Source organism: Chromatiales bacterium (assembly GCA_024234935.1).
In the GTDB taxonomy this organism is placed as follows: Bacteria; Pseudomonadota; Gammaproteobacteria; order Steroidobacterales.
Genome location: JACKNI010000001.1, coordinates 675,224 through 694,859, shown reverse-complemented (window position 1 = coordinate 694,859; position 19,636 = coordinate 675,224). Strand labels below are relative to the sequence as shown.

Genomic DNA, 19,636 nt, shown 5'->3' with positions numbered 1-19,636 from the left:
GTACCTGCCGAAGAGCAGATACCGGTCAATGTGACAGGAACAGCGTTCTAGCGCGGAACAGCGTCGATGACGTGCTGGTATTCGAAATACACGACAAACGAGGGATATTCCCAGCGCGTGATCGGCGGCTTTCCAACGGCAGCGGACCGGTTGGTTGGTGCACCCCATCGGGCTTCCACGCTGTCCATGCTGAGGCCGCGAGTTGGTCGTTCGTTGGCGGTGGCCCTGGCGGCTTGCACGCTCTCGATGAGCAGGGTATCTGCGGCGGCAGGGCCCGCGAGCACCAGACTGACTGCCAGACAACTGAGCATCCGGTAGACTGTATTCATAACCATGCTAACCTCTCTGCCAGCTTTCGGTTCTGACTATAACATCCCGTCTGTACTCGGAAAAACCACCTGTTGCGTAGACATGACCCCCGAATTGCGCTATCGCGGTTGCGACCGGCCGCGCCGGTGACGCGCCAGTCCGGGTATCGCGCGTGATACGGCCGGTCGCCCTGTGGATGGCCTTGCGCTATCTGCGCACCCAGCGCGCCAACCAGTTTGCATCCCTCGTGGGCGTGGCTTCGGTGCTTGGTGTGGCGCTGGGGGTGGCGGCGTTGATCGTGGTTCTTTCCGTCATGAACGGCTTTGAAAACGAGCTGCGTTCGCGCCTGGTAAGCATCACCGGGCATGCGGCGGTGCTGACCGGCCGGCAGGGTGACGGGTGGCGTGAACTGCGCGATGACCTCCGCACCTGGCCCGGCATCGTCGCCGCGGCTCCTTATGTCGAACTCGAGGCGATGCTGGCCAATGGCGGTGAACTCGCCGGTGTGGTGATCGAAGGCATGGATCCTGCGCAGAATGCAGCTTTCGCCGATCAGCGTGCCGCCATCTTCGGTGAAGGGCTTGCCGAGCTGCGTCCCGGCACCTTCAATGCGCTGCTGGGCCGTGCACTGGCCATGCGCCTGGGGCTTGCGACCGGCGAACGCGTGCGGGTCATGGTGCCGGTACGTGATGCGGACGGGCGCCTGGTTTCCAGGCTGCGCGAGATCACTGTCGCCGGGGTTTTTGAAATCGGTGTGCGGGACCACGATTCCGTCCGTGTGTTGCTCAATCTGGCAGATGCGGCACAGCTGGCCGGGCTCGGCGACAGGGTGACCGGTGTGCGCCTGGAGATGGCCGACATCTTCGCGGCGCCGGAAATCCTGCGGCGCTGGGAAGCCCATTGGGCCGCCGCTGGCGGGGCAGGGTTTGCGACCACCGACTGGACGCGCGACAACGCCAGTTACTTCCGGGCCGTGCGCATCGAGAAGGTGATGATGACCCTGCTGCTGTCGCTGATCGTGGCCGTAGCCGCCTTCAATATTGTCGCCACGCTGGTGATGATCGTGACGGACAAGCGGCCGGGTATCGCGATTCTGCGCACACTGGGTTTTTCCCGGCGGATGATCATTGCCACATTTGCCTTGCAGGGGCTGCTCATCGGCTGGGTCGGTGTGCTTGCCGGAATCCTGGCTGGCAGCCTGCTGGCCGAAAACATTGCGTCCGTCGTGCCTGCGCTGGAAAACTTTTTTGGCTTCGAGTTCATGCCGGCTGATGTGTACTACCTGACCAGCCTGCCAGTCGATTTGCAGGTCGATGATCTTTTCTGGGTGAGCGTGATCGCGCTGCTGATGACCGCGATTGCAACCATCTATCCGGCCCTGCGCGCCGCATCTGTTGCGCCGGCTGAAGTGCTGCGCTACGAGTAGCTGAGGTCGTACCGGCAATCATGTTGCATCCATTCGAACTCGCCATCGCGCTCCGTCATATCCGTTCGCGCAGCCGGAATCGCTTCATTTCCTTCATTTCGGTGATTTCGATCACGGGCACGGCGCTGGCGGTTGCCGTGCTGATCATGGTGCTGTCGGTGATGAATGGATTCGAGTACGAGGTGCGCAACCGGATCCTGCAGGTCGTCGCCCACGCATCGATTACCGGCCTGGACGGACATATCAGCGACTGGGAATCGCTGACTTCCGTTGCGCTTGCCGACCCGGATGTGCGGGCGGTGGCGCGCTTTGTCGATGGTCAGGCCATGCTGGTCGGCAAGAAGGAAATCCGGGGCGTACAGATTCGCGGCATCGATCCCGCAGCTGAACTCGGCACCTCCGCGCTGGGTGATTTGATGGTAAAAGGCGAACTAACCGCACTCCGGCCAGGCAGCTTCGGTCTCGTGATCGGCCAGACGCTGGCGGAGCAGCTCGATGTGGGGCCGGGGGACGAGCTGATCATGCTGGTATCACAGGGAACAACGACGCCTGCAGGCGTGGTGCCGCGCATGCGCCGATTCACGGTTGTCGGCATCTTCCATGCCGGCATGTATGAGTTCGACCGGTCGCTGGCCTTTCTGAACATCCGGGATGCGCAGCGTCTGCTGCGCTTCGGGAACGATGTGTCTGGCCTGCGCCTGGCGGTCCGGGATCCGCTGCAGGCACCTGCCGTGGTCCGGTCTGTCGCAAATGCCTGGGGCGAGGGCGCCTATATCAGCGACTGGACGCACGAGCACGGCAATTTCTTTCGCTCGATACAGCTGACGAGGTCCATCGTTTTCGTCATCCTTCTGCTGGTCGTGGCCGTCGCTGCTTTCAATATCGTCTCCACGCTGGTCATGGTTGTGCGCGACAAGCGGGGCGAGATCGCCATACTCCGTACGCTGGGCGCATCGCCTGCGGCGATCATGACGGTCTTCGTCTGTCAGGGGGCGATCATCGGTCTCACAGGTACCATCGTCGGGGTGGCCGCAGGTGTGCTCGGTGCGTGGAATGTCAGCTCGATCACAGCGCTGATCGAGCGGATCACGGGTTTCCAGTTTCTTGCGCCGGATGTCTATTTCATCAGCGAGCTGCCAAGCAGGTTGCTGTGGCCAGATGTCTGGCAGGTGGCGGGAATTGCTCTGGTCCTCAGTCTGGTTTCCACGGTCTATCCAGCCTGGCGCGGCGCACTGACCGCACCGGCGGAGGTGTTGCGTTATGAATGACAAGCCGGCTCTTGAGTGTCACGGCCTGACCCGTCGCTTTGTGGAAGGTGGTGTTGTCATCAATGTGCTGAACGGCATCGAGCTGAGCGTTGCGCCGGGCGAACGCATTGCGATAGTGGGCTACTCCGGGGCCGGCAAGACCACCCTGCTGCAGCTGCTGGGTGGCCTGGATACACCGACTGCCGGCGAAGTGCTCGTCAGTGGCCAGAACCTTTCGGCAGTCGATAACGCGCAGCGCGGACTGATCCGTAACCGGCACCTGGGCTTCGTCTACCAGTTCCATCATCTGTTGCCGGAGTTCACGGCGCTGGAAAATGTGGCCATGCCGCTGCTGGTTCGTCGTGACCCGGTCGCCGCGATCCGCGTCCGCGCACGTGAGGTGCTGGAACGTGTCGGACTGGGTGCGCGACTCGATCACCGGCCGGGTGAATTGTCGGGCGGTGAGCGTCAGCGCGTTGCGGTTGCCCGCGCACTCGTCACTGAGCCGGCCGTTGTGCTTGCCGACGAACCGACCGGCAACCTGGACCGCAAGACGGGCGAAACCGTGCTCGAACTGATGCTGAGTCTCAACCGTGAAGTCGGTGCGAGCCTGGTGATTGTGACCCACGAAGCACGCATCGCCGAAAGGATGGGCCGTGTGATGCGGCTGCAGGACGGACGCCTCGACGACATCAGCACCGAGTACCCGCAGCAGGCCTCATGAGTCCTTTGCGCGCTGTGCGATGCGGTTTCGGTATCGCCACAGCGTATTGGCCCGCCAGGCTGCATTGGTCAGGCCATAACCCAGAACAGCGAGCAGCAGGCCGCCGACGATTGCACCGAACCACAGTGGACGCCAGGCGCTGGCCATGAGTTCGCGAAGCTCTGCCCAGGACGAGCCCGCGCTGAAATTACCGGGCGTGACACCGAGCAGATAGTTGCCGAGCATATAGTCGCCGTACAGGATCGGTGCATAGGTCAGGGGGTTGGCAACCCAGATGGCCAGCAGGGCGACCGGCAGATTGGCTCTCAGTAACAGGCCGAGTACAAGCGCGAGTGGCGTATGCCCCGGCATCGGCAGCACAGCGACGAACAGGCCGATTGCCATGGCGCTGCTGATGCTGCGACGGTTGATTGAGAAATAGACCGGGTGGTGGAGCAGCGACCCGAAGGGACGCAAATACCACGGCTGCGCCCCGCGCTTCTCGCGATACGCAACAGATAGTCGCCTTAAAAACTTGCGCGGCATCCCTTACCCTGGATCTGTACTTCCACTGTAGCAGTCGCCCGGCAATCGGCAGTACCCCGGGCCCGCGCATTATCCCGGTTCTGGACGCCTGCGAATATGCTCGCTTCGGCTTTTCTCGCCGTGTTGGCGGCTGTTCTGCTGCTGTTTCAGCAAGAGCTGCCACCGGTCGGCACACTGGCAGCCGCTGCCGCTGCAATCCTTCTTGCAGGCGGCGTGCTGGCTGGCAGACGAGGGTTGCTGCTGGCCGGGCTGGTGGTGCTCGTTGGCGTGCGGGTCGTGCTCAGTATCAGTGCGGTACTTGCCGATCGCCTGCCGCCAGAAAATACCGGCGCGGATCTCGATGTCCGCGGCAGCATATGCGAGTTTCCGCGCCGGCAGGATGACTCGCTGCGCTTTGTGCTCGAAACGCAGGGTTCGGGAGGCGCGATGCGGGTGCCGAAGCGGATGCTGGTCAGCTGGTACGACACTGCGCCGGAGATCTGGCCAGGCGAGGTCTGGCAGTTGCAGATACGTGTGCGGCCACCGCATGGCTCGGCCAATCCGGGTGCCTTCGATTTCGAACGATGGCTTTTCAGTGAAGGCATCGGTGCGACCGGCTGGGTTCGCCCGGGTGGAGCAAACCATCGTCTCGCGGATCAGCGACCGGCTTGTCCGGCGAGCAGTGCCCGGGCTGCTCTGGCGCGCCGGATGGCCGCACCGCTGGCCGGCAGGGCGTCAGCGCCCTATGTGCTGGGGCTCTCGGTTGGCGCCTACCAGGCGCTGGCGACGGAGGAGTGGGAGATGTTGCGCCGCACCGGCACCATACATCTGATTTCGATCTCCGGTTTTCACATCGCACTGGTCGCAGGTCCATTCGCCCTGCTGGGTTTGCTGCTCGGGCGCGGCCTGCTCGCCCTGGGGTTCAGTTGCCGGCCCAGACTGTGGGCAGGCTGGACCGCGGTTTGTGCGGCTGCCGTCTACGGTCTGCTGGCCGGATTCAGCGTGCCGCTGCTGCGCTCGGTCGTGATGCTGATTACCGCCGCCGTTTTGCTGAGTCTTCGTCGCGCTGTCGGCGGGCCGACTGTCCTGGCGACGGTGCTGCTGACAGTGTTGCTGGTCGAGCCCTTTGCGGTACTGGTGCCCGGGTTCTGGCTGTCGTTTGCGGGTGTGGCGATCCTGGCGCTGGTGGCAACCACCAGTGCCCCGGTGCCTGGTCCCGGGCCAAAAGCTGCACAGTCCTTTCGCCGGAGAACAGTCGCGAGCGCCATGAACGCATGCCGCCTGCTGTTGCTGACCCAGATCGCGATGACGATCTGCCTGGCACCGCTGACGCTGATTTTCTTCGGTCAGTTGCCGCTGGCCGGCGCGATTGCAAATCTTGCCGCCGTACCGGCTTTCAGTCTGGTGCTGGTGCCACTGACCCTGTTCGCGGCTGCTGTTGCCGGCTTCAGTCCTGGGGCTTCGGTGCCCCTGCTGCTGCTTGCCGCTGACTGTTTTGATGTCTGGCGCAGCTTTCTCGCCTGGTGCGCCGGGTTGCCCTTCGCGGTCTGGCCTCTGCCGACACCGGGCATGGTGGCACTTGTGCTGGCGGTGCCGGGGGTGGTCTGGTTTCTATGGCCGCGTCCCTGGCCGGCGCGTGGTCTCGGGCCGCTGCTGCTCCTTGGGCTGCTGGGTGGCGCCACGCCAGCCGTCAATGCGGGTAGCCTGCGGATCATGGTGCTGGATGTGGGGCAGGGACTCGCAGTGCTGGCCCAGACCGCAAATCATGCACTCCTCTATGATGCCGGACCGCTGTTCAGAAACGGTGACGCGGGAGACCGTATCGTCGTACCGGTCCTGCAGGCACTGGGCGTGCGGCAGCTTGACCGACTGCTCATTTCCCATGCGGATGCCGACCATCGTGGCGGTGCATGGAGCGTGATCGAGCGCTATCCCGAGGTCCATGTGTCCGGTTCGGCGCCCAGGGGTGGCAGCAGTGAGCCTTGTGCAGCAGGTCAGGGCTGGGACTGGGACGGCGTACATTTCGGGATCCTGCATCCGGTCGCGGGTTCCGGTCCGATGTCTGACAACAATGGCTCCTGCGTGCTGCTGATCAGTGTGTCGGGCGCAAGCGTCCTGTTGCCGGGTGATATTGAAGTGGAAGCCGAGCAGGAACTCCTTGCCCGAGGTGTGAGCGGGCCGGTTGACCTGCTGCTCGCGCCCCACCACGGCAGCCGCTCGTCGTCGTCGCCAGAGTTCGTTGCTGCAACTTCGCCGCACCATGTTGTGTTTGCCACGGGCTTTGCCAACCGCTGGCATTTTCCGGCGCGGGAGGTTGTCGGTCGCTGGCAAGCGGCCGGCGCCTGCCTGCTGAATACGGCAGAGGAGGGCGCCTTGCAGTTTGATCTGTCATTCGCGGGCCGGCTCTCGCTCAGTCATCGACAGCGCGCTGAAGCGGCGGGTGTGTGGCTGACCCGGCCTCCGGCAGAGCAACCCTGCTCCTGAGTCGACAACTGCGTCGTTGCCTGTCCCGGCCAGTGCCTGGCGATGTATAGTTGCGACCAGTTCAGAAAGGTCGTGTGCGCATGCTGGAGATCGTGATATCGGGCGGCTGGGTGATGGTGCCCATCATTCTCTGTTCGATTGTGGCGGCGGCAATCATTCTTGAAAGGTTGTGGACCCTGCAACCTCGACGCGTGGTGCCGCGCAATCTGTCGCGGCAGGTCTGGGAGTGGATCAGCAACAACCAGCTCAACCATCAGCGCATCGAGGAATTGCGTCGCGGCTCTCCGCTCGGCCAGATTCTTGCCGCCGGGCTCGCGAGCCGGCAGCAGGACCGCTCCAGCCTGAAGGAGGTCATTGAAGATACCGGACGGCATGTCGTGCACGAACTGGAGCGCTACCTGAATACGCTCGGTACCATCGCAGCGATATCGCCGCTGCTCGGGTTGCTGGGTACCGTTACCGGGATGATCCGGACATTTTCCGCGCTCACCGCCAATACGGCCGGCGACCCCTCGGCCCTGGCTGGTGGAATTTCAGAAGCACTGATCACCACTGCCGCAGGCCTGATGGTGGCGATTCCCGCGCTGATCGGCTACCGATATCTGCGCGGCCGTGTGGATGCGCTGGTGGTGCAGATGGAAAAGGATGCGATCGGGCTGGTCGCAGCCCTGCAGCGCAAGCAGTACATGGAAGGCCTCGGGCAGTCCAGATGAGGCTGCGCAACAGCACGGCCCGCGATGAGCCGGATCTGAACATGACCTCGCTGATCGACGTGGTGTTGCTGCTGCTGATTTTCTTCATGCTCACCACGACCTTCGTCCGACCATCGCGGATTTCCATCCGGCTTCCCGAGGCCGATGTTGCGTCCACGGTCTCGCCCGAACGTGAGGAACTGGAAATTTCCGTGACCAGTTCGGGCGAGTACCGGGTCAATGGACGGGCCCTCGTGGATTCACGCCCCGAGACGCTGGAGGCCGCCATCCGCACGGTCATGCCGGATGTGGAGAAGCGCCACCTCACGCTGAGCGCTGATGGCCGGGCCAGTCACCAGGCCGTGGTGACGGCGATGGATGTTGCCGGTCGGCTGGGATTTGTCGAGGTCCGGATCACCACCACCCGGGCGCAGCAGGCAGACCAGTAACAGGTGAGTACGCCGGACAGCAATTCGCCAGCCCGCGAGCTGAGCCCCGGTCAGATCTACCGGCGGCTGCTCGGCTACTGCCTTCCGTACTGGAAGGTTTTCATCGTGGCTGCGCTGGGAATGGCGGTGTATGCCGCCACGGATACCGGCTTTGCGTACCTGATCAACAAGCTGATCGCTGCGATAGGCGCGCCACCTTCCACTGAGGGGCCATACCAGGAACTGATCCGTCGCTGGTTGCCGCTCGGCATTCTCGTGCTGTTCCTGGTTCGCGGTACCGGCGAGTTTGCTTCGACCTACGGCATTGGCTGGATCGGCCGCCAGATCATCAAGAAGCTGCGCGGCGAAGTGTTCACCAAGTTCCTTTATCTGCCCACGCGGTTTTTTGACACCACTGTTGCCGGCATGCAGCTTTCCAAGCTGACCTTCAATATCGAACAGGTTGCTGATGCGACTTCAAATGTGGTCACGGTACTCGTCCGCGACAGTCTCACTACGGTCGGCCTGATCGGCTACATGATCTATCTGAGTCCGGTACTCACCGCATTTGTATTTGTCGCGGCACCGGTGCTGGCACTGCTGATCAGAACGCTGGCACGCATGTTTCGCCGCCACAGCACGCGCATCCAGGATTCCATGGGCGATCTGACGCGCATCACGACCGAGGTCTTGCAGAGTCACCGCATCATCAAGATATTCAATGGCCAGGAATACGAAGCGCACCGCTTTGAAGAGGCCAACGAAAAGAACCGCCGGATGAACATGCGGTTGTTCGCAACCAAGGCGATCGGCGACGGGATTACCGTATTCCTTGCTGCCATCGGTCTCGCTGGTGTCGTTTTTGTCGCAACCCAGGATGCCGTACGTGAAGCGCTGAATGTCGGTGACTTCGGTGGTTTTATCGCTGCCCTCTTGTTGTTGATGCGGCCGCTGAAGGCACTGACCAATGTGAATTCAGCCTTGCAGCGCGGAATAGCGGGTGGCGCCAGCGTGTTTCGCCTGCTCGATGAGGGAGGCGAACGTGATACCGGGATGCTGGAGCCGGAGCGGGTCGGCGGCAGGGTCGAGTTCCGGGACGTCAGTTTTGAATACGCCGCCGATCAGGGCAGCGTACTGCGCAACATCAGCCTGATGGTACCTGCCGGCCAGACGCTGGCGATCGTTGGCCGGTCGGGCAGCGGCAAGAGTTCGCTGGTCGGACTGCTGCCGCGTTTTTACGATGCAAGCTCGGGGACCGTGCTCATCGATGATCAGCCGGTTGGTGACTACCGGTTGTCGGCGCTGCGCAACCAGATCAGTCTGGTCAGCCAGGAAGTGGTGCTGTTCAACGACACGATTGCCGGCAATATCGCCTATGGCAGCTGCCAGGATGCGAAGCGTGCAGATATCGAAGCAGCTGCACGCGCTGCCTATGTGGATGAGTTCACGAGTCAGCTGCCCGACGGACTCGACACCTGGGTCGGCGATCGCGGCGTGCTGCTCTCCGGTGGTCAGCGCCAGCGCATCGCAATCGCGCGGGCGCTGCTCAAGAACGCGCCGATCCTGATCCTCGATGAGGCGACCTCGGCGCTTGATACGGAGTCCGAGCGCCGGATCCAGGCAGCCCTCGCACAGCTGATGAAGAACCGCACGACGTTTGTCATCGCCCATCGTCTTTCGACGATCGAAAGTGCGGACCGGATCATCGTCATGTCGGAAGGCAGGATTGTCGAGGCCGGCAGTCATCCCGAGCTGCTGGCGGCGGGAGGCCAATATGCCAATCTGCATCGGCTGCAGTTCCGGGATGACGCAGCCTGACTTGGTCCGGCGGCTGGAATCGCTCTGGCACAGCAGATCGCCGGCGGTCCTGCCGCTGTTGCCGCTGGCGTGGATTTTCGGGTTGGCGGTACAACTGCGTCGCTGGTTCTGGCGATCCGGATTCGGCAAGCCGCAGCGATTGCCGGTACCGGTGATCGTGGTTGGCAATATCACGGTGGGCGGCACGGGAAAGACACCGGTGGTCGATTGGCTGGTACGTGCCTGCGGCACGGCAGGCTTCAGACCCGGCATCGCCAGTCGGGGTTATGGCGGCCAGGCCCGCACTGCACCCTATATGGTGCAGCCCGGCGATGATCCTGCCGAAGTTGGCGATGAGCCCCTGTTGCTGCGCCGGCGGACCGGCGTGCCGGTCTGCATCTGCCCTGACCGCGTTGCTGCCGGACGACGTCTGCTGGAGGAGGGTGTCAACCTGATCATTGCCGACGACGGACTGCAGCACTATCCGCTGGCACGTGATATCGAGATCGCTGTTGTCGATGGCGAGCGACGCTTTGGCAACGGCTGGATGCTGCCGGCCGGACCACTGCGTGAGCCGCGCAGCCGTCTGGCCGAAGTTGATGCGGTATTGCTGAATGGTGGCGAGGCTTTTGCAGGTGGCACCGTGTTTCAGGTTCGGATCAAGGACGCCATCGCGCTGGATGGCAGCGAATGCCGCAGTCTGGCAGCGTTTCGCGGTCAGCGGGTGCGTGCGCTGGCAGGCGTCGGCAACCCGCAGCGGTTTTATTCCCAGCTCGCTGCCGCCGGCATGGAGGTGATTCCTGTGCCGGTGGCCGATCATCAACGCGTGTCACTTGAGGCGCTGTTCAAGGATGAGGACACACCGGTCTTCATGACCGAAAAAGACGCCGTAAAATACCGGCCATTGCCGGGCCGTGCGCTGTGGGTGGTGCCGATGGAAATCGACATGCCCGATGTGTTCCGGGTGTTTATGCTCGCTCGTCTGGCCGAATTGTCCGCATGATCAGGTTGGATTGATGTCGCTTGCAAGATTCAGGGTGGTGATTCCGGCGCGCTACGCGGCATCCCGCTTTCCGGGCAAACTGCTCGCCGATCTGGCGGGTCGTCCGGTGCTGGAGCATGTCTGGCGACAGGCCCGGCGGAGCGGAGCACTGGAGGTGGTGGTCGCCACTGATGATGAACGCATCATGGCGGCGGCGCGGGGCTTTGGTGCCGACGCGGTGCTGACTTCAGCGCTGCATCGCTCGGGAACGGAGCGCGCAGCCGAAGTGGCGGACCTGCGGGGCTGGCCCGATGAAGATCTGGTCGTGAACTGTCAGGGTGATGCACCGCTGCTGCCAGCCGCCAGCATCGATCAGGTTGCCGAACTTCTGGCGCAGCATGCGGGCGCGGCAATCGCGACGCTGTGCACCCGGATTGCGCGAGCGGAGGACTACCGCAGCCCGCATGTGGTCAAGGTGGTCAGTGATGCTGAAGGCCGCGCGCTGTATTTCAGTCGCGCACCGATCCCGGCTGCAGGTCATATGGGCGGCCTGCCCGCGGCGGAGCAGGGTGGCTTTCCGGTGAGCGCCCGGCACATAGGGCTGTATGCTTATCGCATCGGCGCGCTTCGCACGCTGGCTGCGTCCCCGCCGTGCTATATCGAGCAATGCGAGAACCTGGAGCAATTGCGCGCCATGTGGATGGGTCTTGAAATTCGTGTTGTGCAGGCGCTCGAGCCACACGGTCCGGATATCGATACGCCCGAAGATCTCCAGCGCGCGCTGGAGTTCATGGCAGTTGCAGGTAAGGCAGTATGAAATTTCCGTGGAGCAGGCAGTCACCGCCACCTGAAACGTTCCGGGTGCTTTTGGTCTGCATGGGCAACATATGCCGGTCGCCGATGGCGGAAGGCATACTCCGGCAGCGGCTGGCAGAGCGTCAGCTGGCCTTGCCTGTAGAAGTGGATTCGGCTGGTACACATGGCTACCACGAAGGTGCGCCGCCTGATCCGCGTGCGCAGTCTGCGGCGTTGCGTCGTGGTGTGGATATCTCGAAGCTCCGGGCACGACGGGTCGAGTCCGTGGACTTCATCCGCTTCGATCTGTTGCTCGCGATGGATGAGGACAACCGCTCCGCGCTGCTCGAAGTCGCCGCGGAGGAGCATCACGAAAAAGTCCGGCTGCTGCTGGAGTTCAGTCCCGAACAGACATCGCGCAGTGTGCCCGATCCGTATTACGGCGGCAGTCTGGGCTTTGAGCGTGTACTTGATATGGTTGAGGAATCCATGGCCGGGTTGCTCGACGAGCTTGAGCGTCTCAGCGCAGAGAAGGCCCGGTGCCTCGCCGAGCACAATTCCTGACTATCCCGGCGAGCTGGTCACGCCAGTGTTCAGGCTGACGTGACCAGGGCTCCAAGTCGTCAATCGGCCTCGGCTTATGCGTCCCTGTCCGCGTCCGGACGCTCGCTGTCACGGCTGGTCCATACCGTGTGGGTGGTCACACTGCTTGCCGGAGCCGGAGTGCCAGACGCGGATGCAGATGCAGAAGATGTCGGCACAGCTCCAGCTGCAGGAGCCGGCGCCCGCGGCGGTGCAGAAACAGTCACCGGCGGCGGTGCAGGCGCTGGTATCGGAGCAGGTGTAAAGACCTGAGCAGGGGCAGCTGCGGCAGGTGCCGGAGCCGGAGCAGAAGCCTGGGCTGGTGCAGCTACCGGGGCAGGCGCCCCATTTGCAGGCGGTGTCACTTCGACATGCGCTGCCGGCGGTTGGCGGTCCACAGTGCTGTCCACCGCTGCTTTCGGCACCTGTGGTGCTGATGCACTGGCAGCATGATGATCCATGCCGTTGCCGCTTGATTCCGGTGCGGACGCGGGATTGGCGGAACGTGTTTCACCCTGGTTGTCGCGGCCGCTTCCTCCGCGCCGGCGACGACCGCGCCTGGGCCGCTCACTGCCGGCCGCGCCGCCACCACTACGCTGTTGTTCATTCCCGGCACTGCGGCCCTCGGTCTGGCGGTTCTCCCCGCTCACGTTCGCGGCGCGACGGTTATCGTCATCGCGTGGTTCAGGTCGCCGGCTTTCGTTGTTGCGAGGTTCCGCGGCCGCGCGCGCATCCGGTTGGCGGCTGCCGTCCTGACCACGGTTATTGCTGTCGCCGTCACGCTGCTCACGACGCGGGGGGCGGTTGCGCCGCTGGCTGTTGCGGTCGCTGCCGGGCCCACGGGCGCGACCCTGGGCGCGTCCGTCGCTACGGCCACGATGTGCGGATGATTCCGGGCGCGGCCGGCGGTCACCACCACTCCGGTTGCTGCTGTCTGTCTCCACAGGCGGCGGGCTGCTGCCAAACAACCATGTACGCAGACGGGTCAGCAGCCCAGGGCTTGTGGCAACTACGGCAGTCGATTCCCGCGCTATGGGTGCGGGTGCCGGCGCGCCGGGCAGTATGCTTGCGACAGCTGGCGCCTGCGGCTGCGGTTTCGTGACCGCGAGTTCATCGCCCGCCGCAGACTCCTCGGCACCCTGTGCGGCAAGCTGGTAACTGAGCGCCGAGTTTTCCGGCAAAGCGAGCTGATCGTCACGTACCCGGCGGATCGAATAGTTCGGCGTTTCGAGATCCGGATTGGCGACAAGAACGACCTGCAGGTTGTCGCGTGCTTCAATGGCGCGAATCCATTCACGTTTCTCGTTGAGCAGGTAATTGGCCACGGCGACCGGCAGTTGCGCGATGACCCTGGAGGTACGGTCCTTGCGGGTTTCCTCGCCGACCAGGCGAAGTACAGCCAGTGCCAGCGATTCGACACTGCGGATCGAGCCCATGCCGTCACAGCGCGGACAGGGCTGATGGGCTGATTCGCCGAGCGAGGGCCGCAGACGCTGACGCGACATCTCGAGCAGACCGAATCGGGAGATCTTGCCGATCTGCACGCGCGCGCGATCCATGCGCACGGCGTCGCGCAGCCGGTTTTCGACATCCCGCTGGTTGCGCTGCGGTCCCATGTCGATGAAGTCGATGACGATCAGGCCACCGAGGTCACGCAGGCGCAACTGACGCGCGATTTCATCGGCAGCTTCCAGATTGGTGGCAAAGGCGGTTGCTTCGATGTCCCCGCCCTTGGTTGCACGGGCTGAGTTGATGTCGATCGAAACCAGTGCCTCGGTGTGATCGATGACGATACTTCCACCCGAGGGCAGGTCGACGTTGTGGGAAAATGCCGACTCGATCTGGCTCTCGATCTGGAAGCGGGTAAAGAGCGGTACCGGATCGGTGTAGTGGCGCAGCTTGCGTACATTCTGCGGCATGGCCCGCTCGACGAACTGACGGGCTTCCTCATAGGCGCTTTCGTCGTCGATGAGGATCTCGCCCACATCGTTGGCGAGATGGTCGCGCAGGGCGCGGATGATGGCGTTGCTGTCCTGGAAGATCAGGAACGGGGCAGGGCGCGTCACGACCGCCTTCTTGATGGCTTCCCAGATACCCAGCAGGTAGTCCATATCCCACTTGAGTTCTTCGGCCGACCGACCGACGCCGGCGGTCCGGACGATGATGCCCATTTCTTCGGGTACGCCGATCTCGTTGAGCGTTTCCCGCATTTCGTCGCGGTCATCACCGCTCATGCGCCGGGAAACACCGCCGGCCCCGGGGTTGTTTGGCATCAGGACGATGAAACGGCCGGCAAGGCTGATATAGGTGGTCAGCGCGGCGCCCTTGTTGCCACGCTCTTCCTTTTCAACCTGGACGACTATTTCCTGCCCCTCGCGGAGAACGTCGCGGATATTGATGCGTGAACCGGATGCCGGCTCGGCGATGAAGTACTCCCTGGAGATTTCCTTCAGCGGCAGGAAGCCGTGGCGGTCACCGCCATACTCGACGAACGCGGCGTCCAGGCTGGGCTCGACGCGCGTGATCCGGCCTTTGTAGATGTTGGCTTTTTTCTGTTCCCGGGACTGGCTCTCTATATCAAGATCAAACAGGCGCTGGCCATCGACCATCGCTACTCGCAACTCTTCTGCCTGAGTTGCATTGACAAGCATTCTCTTCATAAGCCCTTACATACTCGCAAGTACGCGTGACAGTACCTGGGCTTCCCGGGTGCGAACGGTCTGGCATTGGGGCACACATCCATATTCCGCCGGCTACCGTTCCACCTGAAGTGGTGCGATACCCTGGCGCGGAGTGCCCGGATTCCATTCTGCGGTGATCGACTGCTGTCACTCTTCAGATTCCTGGAATTCTTGCCTGACCGACTCTGGGAGGATCTTGATCCGCACCAGCAGGAGGCCCGCTCGTGGCCCGCCTCAACGCGGGCCGTGGATCTATCGGGGTGTGATACGTCACCGATAGCCCTATCGTTAGATCAGATCGCAATCGGCGACCTTCGCGGGCGAAGACAGCGCTGAGACTTGACAGTCGGCGACGCTTGGCCTAGCAGTGGATTACTATAGCAGCGACTATTCGCCCCAGCAATGCGATATGAGGCTTAAGCCCTTGCCGATACAGGAATTCCCGTGAGCGCTGCTTCCCCCCGGGTGGAGCGCGTCACGGCGACCAGCGAAGAAGCAGGGCGTCGTCTCGACAATTTCCTGCTGACGCGCCTCAAGGGCGTCCCCCGCGCGCACGTTTATCGGCTGATTCGCGGCGGTGAGGTGCGCGTCAACAGTCGCCGCGTTCAGGCCGGATACCGGCTGAGTACCGGCGACGAAGTGCGCATTCCGCCGGTCCGTCAGGCCGATGCCCGCACACCGCTGCCGGCCTCACGTGTGCGCGCCGACTGGATACAGGATTGCGTCATCTATGAGGATCAGGATCTGCTGGTACTCAACAAGCCATCCGGTCTGGCCGTACACGGTGGCAGCGGGATCAGCCTCGGCGCCATAGAACTGCTGCGTGCAGTCCGCGGTCCGCGTGAACGTCTGGAACTCGTGCATCGTCTGGATCGCGATACGAGCGGATGCCTGCTGGTGGCAAAAAGGGCCAGCGCGCTGCGTACGCTGCATGCACAATTCCGGGATGGCAGCATCGACAAGCGTTACCTTGCCCTGCTGATTGGCCGCTGGCCGGGTCGGGCGCGCACCGTCGATGCGCCACTGATCACCGACGAGCGGCGTGGCGGTGAGCGGCACGTACGGGTGGATGCGGCGGGCAAGAGCGCCCTGACCCGCTTTGTGCCGCTGGAGCGTTTTGCTGAAGCAACGCTTACCGAGGTGCATCTGACGACCGGTCGTACGCACCAGATCCGGGTGCATGCCGCGTCCATCGGACACCCGGTTGCCGGCGATGAGCGCTATGGCGTGGCTGACGATCCGGTGGTCGCGAAGTACGGTCTGAAGCGACTCTTTCTGCATGCCCGTTCACTGGCATTCACGAGTCCGCATAACGGGGCGCTGACCATCGATGCGCCGCCCGGAGAGGACCTCACCGCTTCACTGGATCGCATCAGGATGTCGCCAGACCGGGTGGCATCCGGGCAGCACGGGGCAGGTCAACTAGATGATCTGTACGCCACACCGGCGCAGGGCGTCGGCCAGCCAGATCAGCGGTAACCCCTGAATGGCCGTGGGATCGCGACTGTCGATGCTCTCCAGCAGGATCACGCCGCGGCGTTCGGCCTTGAAGCTGCCGGCGCAGTCCAGCGGCTGATCGGCTTCGACATAGCGACGGGCGTCCGTTTCGCTCAGTTTCCGGAACTGCACCCTTGTGGTGTCCAGATGCTCAAGCAGATCGCCGCTCCCGGGGCGGAGAATGCAGACCGCCGTATGGAACTCGACGAGTTTCCCGGAGCATTGCAGTAGCTGGCGGACCGCCCGCTCCACAGAGCCCGGTTTGCCCAGCTTCTTTGTGCCGAGTGCCGCGACCTGGTCGCTGCCAATGACCACGGTCCCCGGCGCACTTGCCGCGCCGGCACTGGCTTTGAGCCGCGCCAGCCGCTGCGCCAGTTGTCCCGGGGGCTCGCCCGGCATGGGGCTTTCGTCGATATCCGGCGTGAAGCACTCAAAAGCGCTGAGCAGCCGGCCCAGCAACTCGCGCCGATAGCGTGACTGGGAAGCCAGGAGGACGCGGGGGCCATGGCCCATATATGGAACTTCCTGATGCAGGTTGAGGCTTGCGGGCCGGATTATGACGCGGGCCTAGCTGCAGATGATTTTGACACACCCGGAGACCGTACCTATCATTGGCGCCGCCATGACAGCCAGGCGTATCGGATCGGTTGAAATTGAGGATCTGGTAGCCCGACAGGCGCAGCTGGATTTCTGTTTTCCGGTCGCTTCCCTGTCGCGTCTGGCGAGCCTTGCGGCTGCAGCGGATGTGCCAGCGACAGTACCGCTGGGTGAACTCCATGCAAGGCTGGCATTTCAGCCGGGTGCAGAAGGATACCCGCAACTGCATCTGATCGTCGGTGGCTCCGTCGTTGTCGCATGCCAGCGGTGTCTGCAGGCACTGGTCTGGCCTGTAGACATTGACCTGTACCTGACCATGGTCCGTACGGATGGCGAGACAGAGGCGCTGGCAGATCCGTTCGATACGCTGCTGGTGAGCGATGGCCTGGTGCCGGATACGGTCGTCGAGGACGAGGTGCTGGCTGCGCTGCCGCTGGCACCACGGCATGCGGAAGGACAGCGTTGCGAGGCTCCCGCCGGATGGGATGCCAAAGGATTGAGTGTCAGTGGCGAGAGGGAGGCCGGTGAGCCGACCCGTCGTCCACTGGCAGGACTGGCGGCTTTGCTTGGACCTAAAGACCAGCAGGGCAATGATTGAACCATCAGGAGATCTGCAATGGCAGTTCAGAAAAGTCGCGTAACTCCGTCGAGAAAGGGCATGCGTCAGTCGCATGACCGGCTGAAGGCGCCGGCCATCTCGACCGAATCGGCCACTGGCGAAACGCATCGTCGGCACCATATCAGCGCCGACGGCTACTATCGCGGCAAGAAGGTCATCGATACGCCGGATGCCGGCGATAACGACTAGTTCAGACGGTACCCGGGACATGCAGGTCGTGCGGCACATGCCGACGGCCTGTATTTCCATGTGGACGGCCTGGCGCGTCCCTCCTTTTTCCGGAGCCATCTGATGGCCGAAGCCGTAACCATCGCTGTTGATGCCATGGGCGGTGATACTGGTGCGCAGATATGCGTTCCGGCATCACTGCAGCTGGTGCGCCGTCGGCCTGGTGTGCGCATTATCCTGGTTGGCCAGCGCGAGGTCATCGAGCCGATCGTCGCCAGTTCGGGCGGCCTCCCTGCTGGCGTGGAGATCGTCGATGCACGGCAGGTGGTGGCCATGGATGAGCCACCCGCTGAATCACTGCGCAAGAAGAAGGACTCGTCGATGCGCATTGCGATCGATCTGGTTCGCGATGGTCGTGCCAACGCCTGTGTAAGCGCTGGCAATACCGGTGCCCTGATGGCCACCGGCCGCTTCGTACTCAAGACGCTGCCCGGTATCGATCGTCCGGCCATCATGGCCCTGCTGCCGACCAGGCACGGTGCCATCTACATGCTCGACCTCGGCGCCAATGCCGACTGTACGGCGGAGCAACTGTTCCAGTTCGCGGTCATGGGCTCGGTTGTTGCCGGCGTTACGGAATCCATCGACCGGCCTCGCATCGGCCTGCTCAATATCGGTGCGGAAGACATCAAGGGTAACGAGATCGTCAAGCAGGCAGCAGGGTTGCTCTCGGCCAGCGTGCTCAACTATGTCGGTTTTGTCGAAGCCGATGCGATCCAGGACGATCGTGCCGACGTGATCGTCTGCGACGGCTTCACCGGCAATGTCGCACTGAAGTCGATGGAGGGAACGGCCAAGCTGATCCGCCATTTTCTCGAGCTTGAATTCCGTGCCGGGCTCTATCGACGTCTCGCCGGCCTGGTGGCATGGCCGGTACTCAAATCGCTGGGGCGCCGGCTGGATCCGCGTCGCTATAATGGCGCAAGTCTGGTTGGCCTGAACGGGATCGTCATCAAGAGTCACGGTGGCGCCGACGTACTGGCCTTTGAACAGGCGATCACTGTTGCCTTGCTGGAGGCCGAGAAGCGCGTGCCAGACCAGATTCGTGAACTGCTGAGCGAGCAGGCGGTATGACGTACTCCCGTATTGCGGGTACCGGGCGCTACCTGCCTGAGCGGGTGGTGACCAATGCCGAGCTTGAGACCCGCGTTGATACCACCGATGAATGGATCCGTTCGCGAACCGGGATCGAGCGACGCCATATTGCCGCCGATGACCAGACCACGGCAGATCTGGCCGAGCAGGCAGCTCTTCAGGCCATGGCTGCGGCTGGCGTCACTGCGGCAGATATCGATTTCATCGTCGTCGGGACCACGACGCCCGACTTTGTGTTTCCGAATGTCGGGTGCCTGATACAGGAGCGGCTCGGTATCCGTGCCTGCCCGGCCTTCAGTGTCGAAGCAGCCTGCAGCGGTTTCATGTATGCCTTGAGTATCGCTGACCGTTTCGTTGCCGGCGGCAGCGCAAAGTGCGCATTGGTGGTCGGGGCGGAGACACTGTCGCGCATCACCGACTGGACGGACCGGAATACCTGTGTGTTGTTCGGTGATGGTGCAGGTGCTGTCATCCTGCAGCCGGCCGACGAGCCTGGCGTCATCGCCTGTCACCTCGGCGCCGACGGGAACTACAAGGATCTGCTCTATCATCCCTATGGTGCCTCGCGGCGCCAGAAACCGGGCGAAACTGCAGGGCCCTACATACACATGAAGGGCAACGAGGTATTCAAGGTCGCGGTCAAGACCCTCGAGGGCATCGTGGAAACGACGCTTGCGGCCAGTGAGCTCAAGCCTTCAGCGATCGACTGGCTGATTCCCCATCAGGCCAACATACGCATCATTCAGGCTACCGCCAGGAGGCTGGAGATGCCCATGGAGAAGGTCGTGCTGACGGTCCAGGACCATGGCAATACCTCCGCAGCTTCTGTGCCCATGGCGCTCGATGTCGCAGTGCGGGACGGCCGAGTCAAGCGCGGCGACCTGTTGCTGCTCGAAGGCTTTGGTGGCGGGTTTACCTGGGGCTCGGCGTTGATCAGGTTCTGATGACC

General features: G+C 63.0%; 18 protein-coding genes and 1 pseudogene. 15 read left to right on the top strand and 4 right to left on the bottom strand.

Going from position 1 to position 19,636, the window contains the following annotated elements; genetic code table 11:
• Positions 1–47: 47 nt before the first annotated feature.
• On the bottom strand, positions 48–329 hold the full coding sequence (locus H6979_03320; GenBank protein MCP5138871.1) for a phosphodiesterase: 282 nt from the start codon (positions 327–329) through the stop codon (positions 48–50).
• 152 nt (positions 330–481) lie between these two features.
• Here H6979_03320 and H6979_03315 point away from each other — a divergent pair, with 152 nt between their 5' ends.
• Genes H6979_03315 through H6979_03305 form a run of 3 tightly spaced genes read left to right on the top strand, consistent with a single transcriptional unit; the run spans position 482 to position 3,706 of the window.
• Complete coding sequence (locus H6979_03315; GenBank protein ID MCP5138870.1) at positions 482–1,735, top strand: lipoprotein-releasing ABC transporter permease subunit; 1,254 nt, start codon at positions 482–484, stop codon at positions 1,733–1,735.
• A gap of 20 nt (positions 1,736–1,755) precedes the next feature.
• Positions 1,756–3,003: a lipoprotein-releasing ABC transporter permease subunit gene (locus H6979_03310; protein ID MCP5138869.1), complete on the top strand. Its 1,248-nt coding sequence runs from the start codon at positions 1,756–1,758 to the stop codon at positions 3,001–3,003.
• Positions 2,996–3,706, top strand: coding sequence for an ATP-binding cassette domain-containing protein (locus tag H6979_03305; GenBank protein MCP5138868.1), 711 nt, complete (start codon positions 2,996–2,998; stop codon positions 3,704–3,706). The genes H6979_03310 and H6979_03305 overlap by 8 nt, the downstream gene beginning before the upstream one ends.
• Here H6979_03305 and H6979_03300 read toward each other — a convergent pair.
• The gene (locus tag H6979_03300; GenBank protein MCP5138867.1) at positions 3,701–4,231 is read right to left on the bottom strand and encodes a DUF2062 domain-containing protein; all 531 of its coding nucleotides are present in this window, start codon (positions 4,229–4,231) and stop codon (positions 3,701–3,703) included. The two genes, H6979_03305 and H6979_03300, sit on opposite strands and share 6 nt — an antisense overlap.
• Positions 4,232–4,327: 96 nt before the next feature.
• Here H6979_03300 and H6979_03295 point away from each other — a divergent pair, with 96 nt between their 5' ends.
• The 7 genes from H6979_03295 (at position 4,328) to H6979_03265 (ending at position 11,952) form a co-directional block, all read left to right on the top strand.
• The gene (locus H6979_03295; protein ID MCP5138866.1) at positions 4,328–6,694 is read left to right on the top strand and encodes a DNA internalization-related competence protein ComEC/Rec2; all 2,367 of its coding nucleotides are present in this window, start codon (positions 4,328–4,330) and stop codon (positions 6,692–6,694) included.
• An 80-nt stretch (positions 6,695–6,774) separates the two neighbouring features.
• Positions 6,775–7,407, top strand: a complete 633-nt coding sequence (locus H6979_03290; GenBank protein MCP5138865.1) for a MotA/TolQ/ExbB proton channel family protein — start codon at positions 6,775–6,777, stop codon at positions 7,405–7,407.
• Complete coding sequence (locus H6979_03285; protein ID MCP5138864.1) at positions 7,404–7,835, top strand: biopolymer transporter ExbD; 432 nt, start codon at positions 7,404–7,406, stop codon at positions 7,833–7,835. The genes H6979_03290 and H6979_03285 overlap by 4 nt, the downstream gene beginning before the upstream one ends.
• 39 nt (positions 7,836–7,874) lie before the next feature.
• A complete protein-coding gene (gene msbA, locus H6979_03280; protein ID MCP5138863.1) occupies positions 7,875–9,632 on the top strand; it encodes a lipid A export permease/ATP-binding protein MsbA in 1,758 nt (585 codons plus the stop codon).
• On the top strand, positions 9,619–10,614 hold the full coding sequence (locus H6979_03275; GenBank protein MCP5138862.1) for a tetraacyldisaccharide 4'-kinase: 996 nt from the start codon (positions 9,619–9,621) through the stop codon (positions 10,612–10,614). The genes msbA and H6979_03275 overlap by 14 nt, the downstream gene beginning before the upstream one ends.
• A 13-nt stretch (positions 10,615–10,627) precedes the next feature.
• Positions 10,628–11,410 carry a 3-deoxy-manno-octulosonate cytidylyltransferase gene (gene kdsB, locus H6979_03270; protein MCP5138861.1) on the top strand — a complete coding sequence of 261 codons (783 nt, stop codon included), beginning with the start codon at positions 10,628–10,630 and terminating at the stop codon, positions 11,408–11,410.
• Complete coding sequence (locus H6979_03265) at positions 11,407–11,952, top strand: low molecular weight phosphotyrosine protein phosphatase (protein ID MCP5138860.1); 546 nt, start codon at positions 11,407–11,409, stop codon at positions 11,950–11,952. The genes kdsB and H6979_03265 overlap by 4 nt, the downstream gene beginning before the upstream one ends.
• Positions 11,953–12,497: 545 nt before the next feature.
• Here the strand turns inward: H6979_03265 and H6979_03260 are convergent.
• A pseudogene (locus tag H6979_03260) lies at positions 12,498–14,621 on the bottom strand (Rne/Rng family ribonuclease).
• Between the two features lie 474 nt (positions 14,622–15,095).
• Here H6979_03260 and H6979_03255 point away from each other — a divergent pair.
• Positions 15,096–16,130, top strand: coding sequence for an RluA family pseudouridine synthase (locus H6979_03255; GenBank protein ID MCP5138859.1), 1,035 nt, complete (start codon positions 15,096–15,098; stop codon positions 16,128–16,130).
• Here the strand turns inward: H6979_03255 and maf are convergent.
• Positions 16,074–16,661 (bottom strand): septum formation protein Maf, encoded by a 588-nt coding sequence (gene maf / locus H6979_03250; protein ID MCP5138858.1) that lies wholly within the window; start codon positions 16,659–16,661, stop codon positions 16,074–16,076. The genes H6979_03255 and maf overlap by 57 nt on opposite strands.
• Positions 16,662–16,770: 109 nt before the next feature.
• Here maf and H6979_03245 point away from each other — a divergent pair, with 109 nt between their 5' ends.
• From H6979_03245 to H6979_03230, 4 genes are all read left to right on the top strand, one after another.
• Positions 16,771–17,343: a DUF177 domain-containing protein gene (locus tag H6979_03245; protein ID MCP5138857.1), complete on the top strand. Its 573-nt coding sequence runs from the start codon at positions 16,771–16,773 to the stop codon at positions 17,341–17,343.
• A gap of 18 nt (positions 17,344–17,361) precedes the next feature.
• Positions 17,362–17,553: a 50S ribosomal protein L32 gene (rpmF, locus tag H6979_03240; protein MCP5138856.1), complete on the top strand. Its 192-nt coding sequence runs from the start codon at positions 17,362–17,364 to the stop codon at positions 17,551–17,553.
• A 102-nt stretch (positions 17,554–17,655) separates the two neighbouring features.
• The gene (gene plsX, locus H6979_03235) at positions 17,656–18,666 is read left to right on the top strand and encodes a phosphate acyltransferase PlsX (GenBank protein MCP5138855.1); all 1,011 of its coding nucleotides are present in this window, start codon (positions 17,656–17,658) and stop codon (positions 18,664–18,666) included.
• Positions 18,663–19,631 (top strand): ketoacyl-ACP synthase III, encoded by a 969-nt coding sequence (locus H6979_03230; GenBank protein ID MCP5138854.1) that lies wholly within the window; start codon positions 18,663–18,665, stop codon positions 19,629–19,631. The genes plsX and H6979_03230 overlap by 4 nt, the downstream gene beginning before the upstream one ends.
• Positions 19,632–19,636: the final 5 nt, after the last annotated feature.

Excerpts from the sequence above, each read along its gene's own strand:
- H6979_03245 (MCP5138857.1), top strand. The coding sequence starts at position 16,771 with ATGACAGCCAGGCGTATCGGATCGGTTGAAATTGAGGATCTGGTAGCC.
- H6979_03310 (MCP5138869.1), top strand. The coding sequence starts at position 1,756 with ATGTTGCATCCATTCGAACTCGCCATCGCGCTCCGTCATATCCGTTCG.
- H6979_03290 (MCP5138865.1), top strand. The coding sequence starts at position 6,775 with ATGCTGGAGATCGTGATATCGGGCGGCTGGGTGATGGTGCCCATCATT.
- rpmF (MCP5138856.1), top strand. The coding sequence starts at position 17,362 with ATGGCAGTTCAGAAAAGTCGCGTAACTCCGTCGAGAAAGGGCATGCGT.
- H6979_03230 (MCP5138854.1), top strand. The coding sequence starts at position 18,663 with ATGACGTACTCCCGTATTGCGGGTACCGGGCGCTACCTGCCTGAGCGG.
- H6979_03275 (MCP5138862.1), top strand. The coding sequence starts at position 9,619 with ATGACGCAGCCTGACTTGGTCCGGCGGCTGGAATCGCTCTGGCACAGC.
- H6979_03305 (MCP5138868.1), top strand. The coding sequence starts at position 2,996 with ATGAATGACAAGCCGGCTCTTGAGTGTCACGGCCTGACCCGTCGCTTT.
- maf (MCP5138858.1), bottom strand. The coding sequence starts at position 16,661 with ATGGGCCATGGCCCCCGCGTCCTCCTGGCTTCCCAGTCACGCTATCGG.
- H6979_03300 (MCP5138867.1), bottom strand. The coding sequence starts at position 4,231 with ATGCCGCGCAAGTTTTTAAGGCGACTATCTGTTGCGTATCGCGAGAAG.
- plsX (MCP5138855.1), top strand. The coding sequence starts at position 17,656 with ATGGCCGAAGCCGTAACCATCGCTGTTGATGCCATGGGCGGTGATACT.
- H6979_03265 (MCP5138860.1), top strand. The coding sequence starts at position 11,407 with ATGAAATTTCCGTGGAGCAGGCAGTCACCGCCACCTGAAACGTTCCGG.
- H6979_03285 (MCP5138864.1), top strand. The coding sequence starts at position 7,404 with ATGAGGCTGCGCAACAGCACGGCCCGCGATGAGCCGGATCTGAACATG.
- H6979_03320 (MCP5138871.1), bottom strand. The coding sequence starts at position 329 with ATGAATACAGTCTACCGGATGCTCAGTTGTCTGGCAGTCAGTCTGGTG.
- kdsB (MCP5138861.1), top strand. The coding sequence starts at position 10,628 with ATGTCGCTTGCAAGATTCAGGGTGGTGATTCCGGCGCGCTACGCGGCA.
- H6979_03295 (MCP5138866.1), top strand. The coding sequence starts at position 4,328 with ATGCTCGCTTCGGCTTTTCTCGCCGTGTTGGCGGCTGTTCTGCTGCTG.